Source organism: Mesorhizobium sp. M0701 (assembly GCF_040320365.1).
Lineage (GTDB): Bacteria > Pseudomonadota > Alphaproteobacteria > Rhizobiales > Rhizobiaceae > Mesorhizobium.
This window is the reverse complement of record NZ_JAMYPO010000007.1, coordinates 92,095-105,968: the sequence shown is the minus strand read 5'-3', so window position 1 is coordinate 105,968 and position 13,874 is coordinate 92,095. Positions and strand designations below refer to the sequence as shown.

Genomic DNA, 13,874 nt, shown 5'->3' with positions numbered 1-13,874 from the left:
ACGGTCCCCTTTAGGGACGATTACCATGAGCTGAAGTCACCTGGTGAGGTCTAAGACTATCTTTCCGGGAGCGTGGCCGGTGCGATTGCGCTCGATCGCGGATGCCAGATCGTCGAAGCCGATCACTTCTGCAATCGTCGACCGCAGCGGGCCGCCAGCGATCTCTTGAGCGATTGTGGCTAGGCGCGCGGTGTCAGGTTTGACTGACAACCAGATGCCACGACGGCCTACCGGGGCGCGCGAAACCACATCAGTTGCAGCGATGCTGGCCAGGACGCCGCCAGGCGATAGGACCGACCAAGATTTGTCTAAGACCTGGCCCCCGACAAGATCGACGATAAGGTCAATGTCGCTCGCAAGAAGCTCGAAGTTCTGCTTCTGGTAATCGATTACTTCGTCAGCGCCCAAGGCTTGGACATGGGCCACGCTCTTGGTTGAGGCTGTAGCATAGACGGTCGCTCCAGCCGTCTTGGCGAACTGGACAGCGAAGTTGCCCACCCCACCAGCCGCGCCGTGGATCAACACCCGCCGCCCCCGAAGGTCGAAATCGGCGACCTGAAGGACTTGCCATGCCGTCATCGCTGCCACCGGTACTGCCGCCGCGTCAATGTCTGACAGGACTGCAGGCGTCTTGACGAGTTTTTCGGCATTTATCAGCAAATGGTCAGCATAAGCGCCCAGGCCACCCAGCGCGGCCATGACCCGGTCTCCGACCCTCACGCCTTCGACGTTGGAGCCGGTCCGCAGCACGACCCCCGCCATTTCGATGCCAAGCGTCGCGGGCAAAGATAACTTGAACTTGTCGCGGACGTAGCCTTCACGGATTTTCCAGTCGATTCCGTTTACTCCGGCAGCCTTGACCTGGACGAGCACTTGGTCGGGACCAGGCTCGGGGGCGGATAACCAATCGACCTTCAAGCTCTCTGTGCCGCCATATGCTTGAAGACGTAGGGCCCGGCCGGAGCCAAGCGGTTCAGCCCGGCCCTGGGGCGCTTTGGAAGTCATTGTGTTGGTTCATCAGGCTTCTCCTTCCTGTTGGACGATATAGTTTGAAGCCTCTCAAGAAGAACTTCGAATTATGCAGTCCACCTCGGGTGAGAAATGTTATTCGACTGCTGGCGCTTGGGAATTTACTTGCTTGCGCTTTACGCGCTCAAAGCAGGATAGTCGGTGTAGCCCAGGGCGGTGCCACCATAGAAAGTGGCTTGGACTGCCGCATTCAGCGCCGCATTGGTCTTCAACCGTTCCACAAAGTCCGGATTGGCCAGGACCATCTGGCCGTAGGACTCCTGATCGGCCAGCCCCGAAGCTACGTCGGCGCCGATCTGGTCACGCGGACGACTTGGCCGATTGAGGATCAGCGATTGGTGCCAGAGCTTGCGGATATCGGCCAGCAGCGCCTCGTCGCCCTGGTGCATGATGTGCACGTAAGCGAGCCCGAGCTTGTCGAGTTCGGTGACCAGATAGCGGTAGAGGTCCCGCCCTTCGGCGCCTTCGTCGATCCCCCATATCGTCGTCCCGGGTGACAGGCGGATCGCGGTGCGGTCCGCGCCAATCTCCTCGGCGATCGCCGTGGCGACTTCGATGGCGAAGCGCGCTCGGTTCTCGATCGACCCGCCATATTCGTCCGTGCGCGTGTTGGCGCTGGGCGCGAAGAACTGCTGGACCAGGTAGGCGTTCGCGCCGTGAATCTCTATGCCGTCGGCGCCGGCCTCGACCGCCGAGCGGGCCGCATGGCGGAAATCGGCGACCGTCTGGCGCACCTCTTCGGTCGTAAGCGCGCGCGGCGTGGGAATATCCTGCATCCCGGTCATGGTGAACATACCCGCCGCCGGCGCGATCGCGGAGGGCGCGACCCCCTGGCGGTGATGCAGCGTATTGTCGGGATGCGACATGCGCCCGGCGTGCATCAGCTGGATGAAGATGCGGCCGCCCTTGTCGTGCACGGCGGAAGTGATCTTCCGCCAGCCGGCGACATGGGCGGGCGTGTAGATGCCCGGGGTGGTGAGATAGCCCTGGCCGTCATCCGAGGGCTGGGTGCCTTCGGTGACGATCAGGCCGACGCCGGCGCGCTGGGAATAATATTCGGTGGCCAGTTCGCCCGGCGTACCGTCGAAGCCGGCGCGGCTGCGGGTCATCGGGGCCATGACGAGGCGGTTAGGCAGAGTGTAGCGGCCGACGCGGACAGGGGTGAATAAGGGACTCATTGGGATCTCCATTTGCTGGAGCGCTTGTCCACTATTCCAATGTCGGGATAAATCCGGCAAAAGTGAAAATCAATGTTCCAAATATGGAGCAATAGCGTGAGCCACTTGAACGACATGGCGCTGTTCGTGGAGGTGGCGAGAGCGAGGAGCTTCCGGAAGGCGGCTGAGGCTCTGGGCATGCCCAACTCGACTCTGTCGCGACGTATCAGCGCGCTGGAGAAGGCGATCGGCCTGAGGCTTCTGCATCGAACGACGCGCAAGATCGAGCTCACCGAGGCCGGCCAGCTCTATTACGAACGAAGCAAGCGCATCGTCGACGAGGCACGGCTCGCACACGAGCAGCTCGCCGCGATGCTGGAGCAGCCGAGCGGTGTCCTGCGGGTCTCGCTCCCGGTCGACTTCGCCACGCTTTACCTGACGCCGATCATCGTCGATTTCGCGCGGCACTATCCCGGCATCACCTTCGAGTTCGACCTGACCCCGCGCCGCGTCGATTTGGTGGCCGAGCCGTTCGATGTAGCGATCCGCATCGGCGAGCTGGAAGACTCCAGCCTGATCGCTCGCCTGATCGGGCGCCACGCGCGCCACCTCTATGCGTCTCCTGGCTACATCGAAGCGTCCGACGAGCCGGCGACACCGGCGGATCTGGCGGAGCATGAATGCATCTGCATGCCGAAGATCTGGACCCTGCATCAGGGGATGAACAAGGTCGAAGTCGAGGTTGGAGGCCGCTTCACAGTCAACAGCGTCGGGATGATCCGCGCCCTGGCGGTCAACCACCAGGGCATCGCCCTGCTTGCCGAGAAGATCGTCGCCGAAGATTTGGCCTCGGGCAGGCTCCGGCGTGTCCTGCCCGAATGGCAGGGATCGTCGGTCAGCATTCACGCCGTCACCGAAACTCGCCTCATTCCAGCCAAGACCCAGCGCTTCATCGAATTCCTGTCCGCCAGGCTGGTGGAAACTTGACCCAGATCGTTACGCGGAGAAAAGTCGGACGGCGGCGCGCTGCATCGCGCCTCAGCGTAGAAAAGACGTTGGCTCGCCGGAGTCGATGAAGCTGAGAAATACGAATTTGCCATACCCCTACACCAGAATGCACCAGAGTCGCCAAAAATGCGCAAACGTGACCGGACGGCGCAGAAGCCCTACGCCTCGCCGGCGGGCCGACACCGACGCTCAGGGAGCGGGCCATCGCTCTACCGCGAGGGCGGGGCGAGGTGCGCACGGCTGAACTCACGGCCATCGGCATCCCCGATGCTATCTATCCAGGATGTGCGACGAGCGACTGCTCGTGAAGGTGGGTTCGGCATCACAAGGCTTCCCTGTGAGGTGAGATGGCGAGGGCCGGCAAACGGATCGATTCCGACCCTCACCGAAATGCTCGCCATCCCGGCCCGAATCAGCCTTCGCTCGGCACAGGCGTCTTGAGGAGTTGTTGCTCCCACAGGAAGGCGATGCCGCTGCCGCCGAAGTGCTGGATGAGAATCTCGGTCAGCTCTTCGACATGGTCGGTGCGCGCCCAGTCGCGCTGCCACTCGCCAGCGAGCGCCATCACGGTCATCATGTTTGCGCCAGCCGCGATCATCCGCTGGATGGCGATCTGGTGGGACTCGGTCGAAACGCCGCCCGACGCATCGGTGATCACGGACACGTCCCAGCCTTCGCCGAGGGCTTGGATGACAGGCATCGCGACGCAGACTTCGGTCCAAAGGCCTGCGATAATCAGTTGTTTGCGGCCGGTCGCCTTGACCACGTCCACCACCTTCTCGTCCTGCCAGGTGTTCACCCAAGTCCGGTCGATCACTTCCTGCCCCGGGAAGACGTCAGTGATCTGCTTGAAGAGGATGCCGCCACGACCCGCGATCACGCTGGTGAGAATGGTCGGAACATTGAAGGCTCTTGCTAGCTTCGCCAGCGCGGTCGCGTTGTTGACCACAGCTTGCGGATCGTGGCTGTTCAGGTTCGCGAGTTGGTAAGGCTGGTGGTCGATCAGAACGAGTACCGAGTCTTCAGGACGAAGAAGCGAATCAAGGCCGTTGCGAGGGGTCATCAAGACTTCCTTTCTCTGCCGCCATGGACGGCAATCTTTCTCTGCCGCTATGGACGGCAATGGGTTCACGGGAGACATGCGCCAGCGGGCGACGTTGCCTGGACGCAATTTGCCGTTCCTTTTGGTGATGCAGTAGTGCCATAATCAGGCAAGCTGTGTCGCGAAATGAGGAACGCTGAATTGGACATCGAAGATCTACAGACATTCGTCGCAGTGGCCGATGCAGGGGGCGTATCGGCCGCCGCGCGCCGGCTCGGCGTCTCCAAGTCAATCGTCAGTCGGCGGCTCTTTCGGGTTGAAGCGGAACTTGGCGTCCAGCTTCTTGCACGAACGACCCGCGGCGCCGCGCTCACCGAAGCGGGAATCGCGTTCAGAGACCATGCGGCCCGGGCCAGCGCAGAGATCGATACGGCTCGGGAAACGATTCTCCCCACCGGTGAGCTGCGCGGCCGCCTGAGGGTTGCCATGCCGCTTACTTTCGGCGCGACCCACTTCGCCCCCGTGCTCGCGGAAATGGCGCGTCTGCACCCGAAGCTTCACATCCATACTTCCTACAGCGATCGCTTCGTCGATCTCATCGCAGAAGGTTTCGATTGCGCGATCCGGGGCGCCTACCTTCAAGACTCCAACCTGATCGCGAAGCGCGTCGGGCCGATCCATGGAAAGCTTGTCGCAAGCCCGGGTTATATCGAGGTGCACGGGTCACCCGAGACTCTGGACGAACTCGTCACCCATCAGGCCCTCATGCAGGGAACGGAAGCCTGGCAGTTCATAAATGGCAGCAAGATTGTTACGGTCCAGCCGCAGGGCAGGTTCAAGGCCGATAGCGCCACGGCGCTTGCCGCCGCGGCGGCGGCAGGTCTCGGCATCGCCTGGCTCCCCGATTGCATCACACATGAATATGTGGCCTCCGGCGCGCTGGTCCCGATCATGACACGCTATCCGGTACCTCCGGGGGCCGCGTATGTCGTCCGACCGCCGGGTCAGCATCCCACGCGGAAAGTGCGGGTGCTCACCGAGATGCTGATTGAGTACTTCAAACGGAACACGGATCTTTGGGGTCTCGACAACTAGGACACGAACGGTGCGAAGCCTCCCCACCGGCAGGAGGCACGGGGGTAAATTCTCTAGGCAACGCCGCAGGCGCGACGTCCACGCGGATCATGTTCAACCGAGTAGGCGTTGAGATCTTGCCTGTGCAGATCTGGCGCGAGGCCTCTCCGCTTTGTCCCAGCGACGCCTCGCGCGCGCAGGCTCAAAGCTATGCAATCCGCCGTCCACGAACACCTCGCGCCCGTCTGTAAGCTGCTGTCGTTGAGGCAGCGACGGCAAGTAATAACGGGCGGCAACGTTCGGACGCCGCCGCGGCGAACTGAACGGCGCACTCGGGCGCGAAGCCGCCGGTCATCAGTATTTCCGCGCGGTAGCCGCCGAATAGGCGTGGGCGGGCGAACCTGCTATTCTACGCCTGATTTCATCGGTCCTCGATGCTCTGACACTCTGGAAGCAGGACTATCGAGATCGACGCGTAGGGAGAAATTGTACGCTGGCGCGCAATATCGCGCTATGGCGTAGAAGAGGCGGTGGCTCCCCGGGCCGGATTCGAACCAGCGACCAACCGGTTAACAGCCGGTTGCTCTACCACTGAGCTACCGGGGAACAGAGGCTCTCATGTGAGTGGGGCAGCCTATAGCAAACCCGTTTCGGCTTTGCAAAGAAGCATTTCGCATTTTTTCGGTGCTTTTTGGCGCAGGGCTTGCTGGCAATGGCCGGCGAGCGCCCTCATATGAGCTGTCTCTCGCATGTCACGGAACAGAAAAGGCCGTTGCGGCTTTCTCCGGCTGACGGTGCTACTGATGCAAACGGATCGACATTTCACATGACGGCAATGAGCGACGAACAGCCACCGGCCCGGAAAATCTCGGTCTTCGGCCGCCAGTTCACCATGCCGCGCTCGCGCGGCCTCCGGATTGCGATCGGCGTTGTGCTGATCATCGGCGGCATTCTCGGCTTCCTGCCGATCCTGGGTTTCTGGATGGTACCGATCGGATTGCTGGTGCTCTCCTATGAATTCGCGTTGGTGCGCCGTCACCGGCGCCGCTTCGTCGTCTGGTGGGAGCGACGGCGCCGGCCTGACTGAGATTGCCCCGCTGACGGCCGCCAGCCTGCCATATGTCGGCGAGCGGCGTCGTCCGCCCAACGTTTACCGAGGTTGGTCGAAGCAGCTCTCCAGACGTTCGCAAAGCTCCTTGAGAACGGCGGTAGCCGATGCCAGCCGCGCCCGGTCGCGCGGCGGCAGGGTGTTTGCGCCTTCTATGCTGAGGCGGTCGATGGCATAGCGCACAAGCTCTGCAGACTGCGACAATCCGCGCGACGTGCCGTCCTTCGTAGCTGCTCGACGCATGGCGGAGCCTCCTCTTTGCCCAACGTGGCCGCCGGTTTCGGGTTCCCGTCGCCCAGAATCATGCTTAACGATAAGCTAATATGTTATTGCTAAGATGGGCATTGCGTTGATAAGGCAGGGCATGGAATGTCGAGGAACCGTTGGGAATGCATGGTGGCCGCTTGACGGCATTTTCGCCGCAACCTATTGGAGCCGGGTGGAACGCCGGGAGCAATGAGGCCTCGTGGCGGAGTGGTTACGCAGAGGACTGCAAATCCTTGCACCCCGGTTCGATTCCGGGCGAGGCCTCCAATGCCCGAGCTCCCGCGCGTCAGCGCCAGGGGGCTTCAGTTCCGGTCGAAACAGCCGCGGCCTTTGCGCGGCAAGCGGATGGTTGGAACATGAGCGCTGATTTTGCCGAACGCCGGGTGAAGATGGTCGACGGCCAGATCCGCACCACCGACGTGACCAGCGCGCCGTTGCTCGAGGCGATGCTTGTGGTGCCGCGCGAGGCCTTTGTTGCCCCCGGCCAGCGCGATCTTGCCTATATCGACGAGGACATCCGCATTGCCGATACGGCCGATGGCCCGCGCTATCTGATGGAACCGTCGCCATTGGCCAAGCTGATGCAGCTGGCCGATATCGGCCCAAGCGATTCGGCACTCGATGTCGGCTGCGGCACCGGCTATGCGGCGGCGATCCTGTCGCGGCTGGCAAGGTCCGTGGTCGCGCTGGAAAGCGATGCGGCGCTGGCCGAGACCGCCACTTCGACGCTTGCGGCACTCGGTTGCGGCAATGTCACCGTGGTCCAGGGGCCGCTGCCGCAAGGCCACGCAGATAAGGCGCCTTACGACGTCATCCTGATCGGCGGCAGCGTCGGCGAGGTGCCGGCGGCGCTGTTCGACCAGCTTGCCGAAGGCGGCCGACTCGTCGCCGTGGAGGGGCAGGGCAATTCGGGCGTAGCCCGGCTTTTTTTTAAGACTGGAGGGGTTGTAACGGGAAGACGCGCATTTAATGCGGCAATTAAGCCACTACCGGGATTCGAACGCATTCCCGCCTTCGAATTCTGAGTGATTTTGCCTTGCAGCGAAGGCGCTGTCATGATCGCTTGCGTTTGAACAATCGTTGCTGATCTGCATAACCGGGTGTTTCTTGGGGGCTTTCAGCGGGGGAACGATAAAAAACGCGGCGCCGGCTGATCAGAAGGAGAAGCCAGCGTGGCGCAGTTCCCGTGCAAAACGAATGAGGGAATATAACGTGCCGTCTGTACGCAAGTTGCTTTTTACCGCTGTCCTCGTTTCGGCGACCGCGCTTTCTCCAATGGCCGCCTCGGCCGAAACCATTCTCGGGGCCCTTTCAAAAGCCTATCAGAACAATTCCTCGCTTAATTCGACACGCGCCGGCGTTCGCGTCACCGACGAGGGCGTTGCAATCGCAAAGTCCGGCTGGCGCCCGACCATCACCGGTTCCGCGGACATCGACTACACCAGCACCCATATCAATGGTACTAGTCGAACCGCGCGCATAACTACCGGCAACTTTGGCGTCCAGATCAATCAAACCCTGTTCGACGGCTTTCAGACCAGGAACAACGTCGCGGCCGCCGAAGCGCGGGTCAGCGCCTCGGTCGAGAGCCTGCGCAACACCGAAGAAAACACCCTTTTCAACGCGGCAAGTGCCTATATGGACGTCATCCGCGACCGCCAGATCGCGGTGCTGACCGAACAGAACCTGCAATTCCTGACCGAGCAGGCGCGTGCGGCGCGTTCGCGCTTCGAGGTCGGCGAAGGTACCCGCACCGACGTCGCGCAAGCCGACGCGCAGCGTGCCTCCGCGGTGGCGCAGTTGAGCGCCGCCCGCGCCACGGCGCTGGCAAGTGCCGCGACCTATCGCCAGATCGTCGGCGATGAGCCCGGCCGTCTCAGGCCGGCTTCGCCGCTGTCGAAGCTGTTGCCGTCGAGCCTCGATGCAGCGATCGCGATCGCATCGGCCGAACATCCGGCCATCCTCGCCACCGAGCACCTGGTCGACGCGGCGGCGTTTTCGGTTAAATCGGCCGAAGGCGCGCTGCTGCCGCAGCTTTCGGCTAGCGCCGGCGTTTCCGGCGACTATCGCAACACGGTTCCGGGCGTTCTTGGGGCATCGCAGGATGGCACAAGGACGTCGGCGAACATCGGCGCGACACTGACCGTGCCGATCTATTCCGGCGGACGGACCTCGGCGACCGTGCGCCAGAACAAGGAATCGCTCAGCCAGGCGCGGATCGAAGTCGACGTGAGTCGCGACCAGGTGCGCCAGGCCGTTACCTCGGCATGGTCGCAATACACCGCCGCGCAGCAAAGCGTCACGGCCAACCGGCAGGTGGTCGCCGCCGCGCAGCTTGCCCTGAACGGCGTCATCGAAGAGCGCAATGTCGGCCAGCGCACCACGCTCGACGTGCTCAATGCGCAGGCGACCCTCATCACCGCCAAGATCAATCTTGTCAGCGCCGAACGCGACGTGGTGGTGGCGAGCTATGCCATCCTCTCGGCGGTTGGCCATTTGTCGGCAGACCGCCTTGCGCTCAACGTGACGAAGTACAGGCCCGAAGAGCATTACAACGCCGTCAAGGACAAGTGGATCGGCCTGCGCACGCCGGACGGCCGCTGATCGCCAGGCCGTCTTTTCAGCCCGCGCTCGAACGACGCGCGGGCTTTCAACTCCCGACCCTAATCTGTTGAAATCCGAGATGTCGCCAGATTGGGGATTCTCGCAAGCCGTTCCGTCGGTTACGCTGTTGCCATGATTCGAATCCGGCATTGCCGGACAGGAAATCTGAGAACGAGTCACAAGGGCGGCGGATGTGACGATGGCGACGGCAAGCAGCGTACAGCGCGAACCTTCCATGGAAGAAATACTGGCTTCCATCAGAAGGATCATCGAGGACAGCGATACCGGCCGCAAGCAGCCGGGCGACGCGGACGAGCTGCGCCAGGATCTGCAACCGGCGCCGGCAGCCGGACGGGCAGCGGAGGGGGATGCGTTGCGCTCCGAACTGCGCGGCGGGCTGGAGATCGCCAAGCCGGCCACGCGCGCCGAGGTGCAGCCAACGGCCGCGCCGGTCATTGAGCCCCTGGAAACGCCGCTGCGCGCCGGCCCGGTAAAGGCAGCGGTGACGCCGGCTGAGGTGAACACCGCTCCCGCAAAGCCGGATCGGCCTGCGACAGCCAAGGCTGCCGAGACGACCGACACCATCATTGCCGATTGGCGGCGCGAGATTGCCATGGTCGGCGACGCAATGGCCAAGCCGGAGCGCGCCGAGCCACTCCGGACGCCGGACGCCGAGCCGAAAGCCGAGGTTTTCGAGAACGAGGCGACTGCTGGACCTGTGCCGGAGCCTTCGGAAATTGGCCCGGAGCCTTCGGAAAGCGGCCCGGAACCTTCTAAAATCGGCCCGGAATCTTCTAGAATCGGATTGGCGCGTCCGGCGGCCAGCGAGGCGCCGTCCCTTCGGCCGGCGATCCTTTCGGAGCATACGGGCCGGCAGGTTGCCGCCGCCTTCGGTGAGCTTTCAGACGCGTTTGCCAGCCGCAGCAAGAAGACCTTCGACGAGATGGCCGAGGAGATGCTGCGGCCGATGCTGCAGGACTGGCTGGACAACAACCTGCCGACGCTGGTCGAGCGGCTGGTGCGCGAGGAAATCGAGCGCGTCGCGCGCGGCGCGCAGTAGCAATTCGGAGAGCCGCCAACGGGCGGCGCTCGACCGGCGAATTGTCGAAGTCGGCGCTGCCCCTCATCCGCCTGCCGGCACCTTCTCCCTGTATAGTGACGGGGAGAAGGGGTTGACCGCAATTTAGGCGCCTTTTCCGCAACGTTCGTGACTGGCGAAAGCTTCAGTCAGGCGTTTTTCTCCCCGTCACTATACGGGGAGAAATGCCCGGCAGGGCAATGAGGGGCAGCGCAAACCTGAAGCGATTGCCGTGCAACATTCAGTTCCGCGAGTTGCACCGAACCATCCCGGCGCTATCTATTGGCCATGCCCTTGCGGTTGACTTGGCAACAACCTTCCGATTTACACCGGACCACAAATTCCGGACAGCGCGGACCGTTTTCCCATGCTCGAAAAGACCTACGACGCCAAAGCCGTCGAGCCGAAGATTGCCAGGATATGGGAAGAGGCCGACGCGTTTCGGGCCGGCGCCGGGGCCGAGGAGGGGGCTGAAGCCTTCACCATCGTCATCCCGCCGCCGAATGTCACCGGCTCGCTGCATATGGGTCATGCGCTCAACAACACGCTGCAGGACATTCTGGTGCGCTTCGAGCGCATGCGCGGCAAGAACGTTCTTTGGCAACCAGGCATGGACCATGCCGGCATCGCCACGCAGATGGTGGTCGAGCGCCAGCTTATGGAAAAGCAGATCCACCGCCGCGACCTGACGCGAGATGAGTTCATCGACAAGGTGTGGGAGTGGAAGGCCGAGTCCGGCGGCGCGATCCTCAACCAGCTGAAGCGGCTCGGGGCCTCGGCCGACTGGAGCCGGGAGCGCTTCACCATGGACGAGGGCCTGTCCAAGGCCGTGCTCGAAGTGTTCGTGACGCTCTACAAGGAAGGGCTGATCTACAAGGACAAGCGCCTTGTGAACTGGGATCCGAAGCTGTTGACCGCCATCTCGGATCTCGAGGTCGAGCAGCAGGAAGTCAACGGCAACCTCTGGCACTTCCGCTATCCAGTCGAAGGCATGACCTTCGATCCGGAAAATCCGAAGACCTTCATCACCGTTGCGACGACCCGCCCGGAGACGATGCTGGGTGATACGGCTGTCGCCGTCCACCCCGACGACGAACGTTTCCGGCATCTCGTCGGCAAGAACCTCATCCTGCCGATCGTCGGCCGCAGGATTCCGGTGGTGGCGGACGAGTATTCCGATCCCGAAAAAGGCAGTGGTGCGGTCAAGATCACGCCGGCGCATGACTTCAACGACTTCGAGGTCGGCAAGCGCCACCGGCTGCCGGCGGTCAACATCCTCACCGTCAATGCGGCGGTGAGCCTCAAGGACAATGAGGACTTTCTCGCCGGACTGGAAGTGACGCCGGAGCGCCAGGCCGTATGGGACAGCCTCGACGGCCTCGACCGTTTCGACGCGCGCAAGAAGATCGTCGAGTTGATGCAGGCGGGCGGCTTTCTCGAAAAGGTCGAGCCGCATCGCCACGCCGTGCCGCATGGCGACCGCGGCGGGGTGCCGATCGAGCCGTTTCTGACCGACCAGTGGTATGTCAATGCGGCGGAACTGGCCAAGCCTGCGATCGCCTCGGTGCGCGAGGGCCGTACCAATTTCGTGCCCAAAAACTGGGAAAAGACCTATTTCGACTGGATGGAAAACATCCAGCCCTGGTGCATTTCGCGCCAGCTCTGGTGGGGTCACCAGATCCCTGCCTGGTACGGGCCGGACGGGCATGTCTTTGTCGAAAAGACCGAGGAAGAGGCGCTCGGTGCCGCCGTCGAATATTATCTGGCCCTGGAAGGGCCGTGGAAGGCCTGGGTCGAGGACAAGCTTGAGAATTTCCAGCCTGGCGAGATCCTGACCCGCGACGAGGACGTGCTCGACACATGGTTCTCGTCGGCGCTGTGGCCGTTCTCGACGCTTGGCTGGCCGGACCAGACGCGGGAGCTGAAGACCTATTACCCGACCGACGTGCTGGTGACCGGTTTCGACATCATCTTCTTCTGGGTCGCCCGCATGATGATGATGGGCCTGCATTTCATGGATCAGGAGCCGTTTCATACCGTCTATGTCCATGCTCTGGTTCGCGACAAGAACGGGCAGAAGATGTCGAAGTCGAAAGGCAACGTCATCGATCCGCTCGAGCTCATCGACGAATACGGCGCCGATGCGCTGCGCTTCACCTTGACTGTGATGGCAGCGCAAGGGCGCGACGTTAAGCTCGATCCGGCCCGCATTGCCGGTTATCGCAATTTCGGCACCAAGCTGTGGAACGCGACGCGCTTCGCCGAGATGAACGAAGTGGCGCGCGACGACGATTTCTGGCTGCAGGACGCCAAGCTGGCGGTCAACCGCTGGATCTTGACGGAGCTGACGCGAGCCGCGCGGGACATAACGGACGGTATCACCTCATACCGCTTCAACGAGGCGGCGGGTGCCGCCTACCGGTTCGTCTGGAACCAGTTCTGCGACTGGTACCTGGAACTTTTGAAGCCGGTGTTCATGGGCACCGACGAGGCCGCCAAGGCCGAGAGCAGGGCATGCGTCGCCTTCGTACTCGACGAGATCTACAAGCTGCTGCATCCGATGATGCCGTTCATGACCGAGGAACTGTGGGCCGAAACCGCCGACGAGGGCAGGCAACGGCAATCGCTGCTTTGTCATGCGGCATGGCCGTCGCCCGACTTCGAGGACGAGGCGGCCGCCGCCGACATCAACTGGCTGGTCGACCTTGTCTCCGGCATCCGCTCGGTGCGTTCGGAGATGAACGTGCCGCCGGCGGCTATCGCACCGCTCGTGGTGATCGGCGCCAACGACGCGACACACGAAAGGCTCGAGCGTCAGGGCTCGGCTATCAAGCGTCTGGCGCGGGTCGGCGACATCTCGCTCGCCGAGGCGCCACCGAGGGGATCCGCCCAGATCGTGGTCAACGAGGCGACGATCTGCCTGCCGCTCGGCAGCCTGATCGACCTTGCCGCCGAGGCAGCGCGCCTGCACAAGGAGCTTGCGAAGGTGACCGAGGAAATAGCGCGGCTCTACAAGAAGCTGTCCAACGAGAAATTCGTCGCCAACGCGCCGGAAGAGGTGGTGGAGGCCGAGCGTGAAAAACTCGCCGAATATCGCGAGGCGCAAGAGAAGCTTTCGGTGGCATTGGCGCGGGTGCGCGATGCCAGTTGATCGAACAGATTGGGCCTGTTGGCCGCAATAGATTCGCCGGTCACGAATCTGCCTTCCAGACAGGCCGCCTGCCACGAAAACGGGCATTCCGCAGCGTAAATCTTGAGGCAAACTGAATGTTTTTGCCCCATTGTTGCCGTAATGTAACAATGGCTGACTGGGCACGCAAAATGCCCTGTTTTGTATTGATTTAGGGGTTTTTCCCGAGTTTTCTCGTCGATCTGTATTGTGGCGGCCATTTTCCCACCTCGGTAAGAAGGCCGACACCTTGTCGGAAATGCGTTCAGCCAAGCTGTACATGTACGCACGGCGAATTCGTTGTTGCGCCGTTAACCTGAATTGGTTCTAGCTTGATG

General features: G+C 62.3%; 11 protein-coding genes and 2 tRNA genes. 8 read left to right on the top strand and 5 right to left on the bottom strand.

Features of this window, described 5'->3' with window-relative positions; translation table 11 throughout:
• Window positions 1-36: 36 nt before the first annotated feature.
• Together NKI24_RS09455 and NKI24_RS09450 are read right to left on the bottom strand one after the other, a co-directional pair.
• Complete coding sequence (locus tag NKI24_RS09455; protein WP_352744700.1) at window positions 37-918, bottom strand: NADP-dependent oxidoreductase; 882 nt, start codon at window positions 916-918, stop codon at window positions 37-39.
• Window positions 919-1,145: 227 nt separating this feature from the next.
• A complete protein-coding gene (locus NKI24_RS09450) occupies window positions 1,146-2,219 on the bottom strand; it encodes an alkene reductase (RefSeq protein ID WP_352744697.1) in 1,074 nt (357 codons plus the stop codon).
• An 84-nt stretch (window positions 2,220-2,303) separates the two neighbouring features.
• Here NKI24_RS09450 and NKI24_RS09445 point away from each other — a divergent pair, with 84 nt between their 5' ends.
• Window positions 2,304-3,173, top strand: coding sequence for a LysR family transcriptional regulator (locus NKI24_RS09445; RefSeq protein WP_352744694.1), 870 nt, complete (start codon window positions 2,304-2,306; stop codon window positions 3,171-3,173).
• 433 nt (window positions 3,174-3,606) lie between these two features.
• On the opposite strand, the gene NKI24_RS09440 is transcribed toward NKI24_RS09445, so the two are convergent.
• Window positions 3,607-4,257, bottom strand: a complete 651-nt coding sequence (locus NKI24_RS09440) for a hydrolase (protein WP_352744691.1) — start codon at window positions 4,255-4,257, stop codon at window positions 3,607-3,609.
• A 180-nt stretch (window positions 4,258-4,437) separates the two neighbouring features.
• On the opposite strand from NKI24_RS09440, the gene NKI24_RS09435 reads away from it, so the two are divergent.
• Window positions 4,438-5,331 carry a LysR family transcriptional regulator gene (locus NKI24_RS09435; protein ID WP_352744688.1) on the top strand — a complete coding sequence of 298 codons (894 nt, stop codon included), beginning with the start codon at window positions 4,438-4,440 and terminating at the stop codon, window positions 5,329-5,331.
• A 510-nt stretch (window positions 5,332-5,841) separates the two neighbouring features.
• On the opposite strand, the gene NKI24_RS09430 is transcribed toward NKI24_RS09435, so the two are convergent.
• Window positions 5,842-5,916, bottom strand: a tRNA-Asn gene (locus NKI24_RS09430).
• A gap of 220 nt (window positions 5,917-6,136) precedes the next feature.
• Here NKI24_RS09430 and NKI24_RS09425 point away from each other — a divergent pair.
• Window positions 6,137-6,397: a hypothetical protein gene (locus tag NKI24_RS09425; protein ID WP_023676401.1), complete on the top strand. Its 261-nt coding sequence runs from the start codon at window positions 6,137-6,139 to the stop codon at window positions 6,395-6,397.
• A gap of 63 nt (window positions 6,398-6,460) precedes the next feature.
• On the opposite strand, the gene NKI24_RS09420 is transcribed toward NKI24_RS09425, so the two are convergent.
• Window positions 6,461-6,661: a hypothetical protein gene (locus NKI24_RS09420; protein WP_352451402.1), complete on the bottom strand. Its 201-nt coding sequence runs from the start codon at window positions 6,659-6,661 to the stop codon at window positions 6,461-6,463.
• Window positions 6,662-6,878: 217 nt separating this feature from the next.
• On the opposite strand from NKI24_RS09420, the gene NKI24_RS09415 reads away from it, so the two are divergent.
• From NKI24_RS09415 to NKI24_RS09395, 5 genes are all read left to right on the top strand, one after another.
• Window positions 6,879-6,952, top strand: a tRNA-Cys gene (locus NKI24_RS09415).
• Between the two features lie 89 nt (window positions 6,953-7,041).
• A complete protein-coding gene (locus NKI24_RS09410; RefSeq protein ID WP_352500882.1) occupies window positions 7,042-7,710 on the top strand; it encodes a protein-L-isoaspartate O-methyltransferase family protein in 669 nt (222 codons plus the stop codon).
• Between the two features lie 187 nt (window positions 7,711-7,897).
• Window positions 7,898-9,289, top strand: a complete 1,392-nt coding sequence (locus NKI24_RS09405) for a TolC family outer membrane protein (RefSeq protein WP_023676398.1) — start codon at window positions 7,898-7,900, stop codon at window positions 9,287-9,289.
• 199 nt (window positions 9,290-9,488) lie between these two features.
• A complete protein-coding gene (locus tag NKI24_RS09400) occupies window positions 9,489-10,349 on the top strand; it encodes a PopZ family protein (protein WP_352744683.1) in 861 nt (286 codons plus the stop codon).
• A 385-nt stretch (window positions 10,350-10,734) separates the two neighbouring features.
• The gene (locus NKI24_RS09395) at window positions 10,735-13,518 is read left to right on the top strand and encodes a valine--tRNA ligase (protein ID WP_352744681.1); all 2,784 of its coding nucleotides are present in this window, start codon (window positions 10,735-10,737) and stop codon (window positions 13,516-13,518) included.
• Window positions 13,519-13,874: the final 356 nt, after the last annotated feature.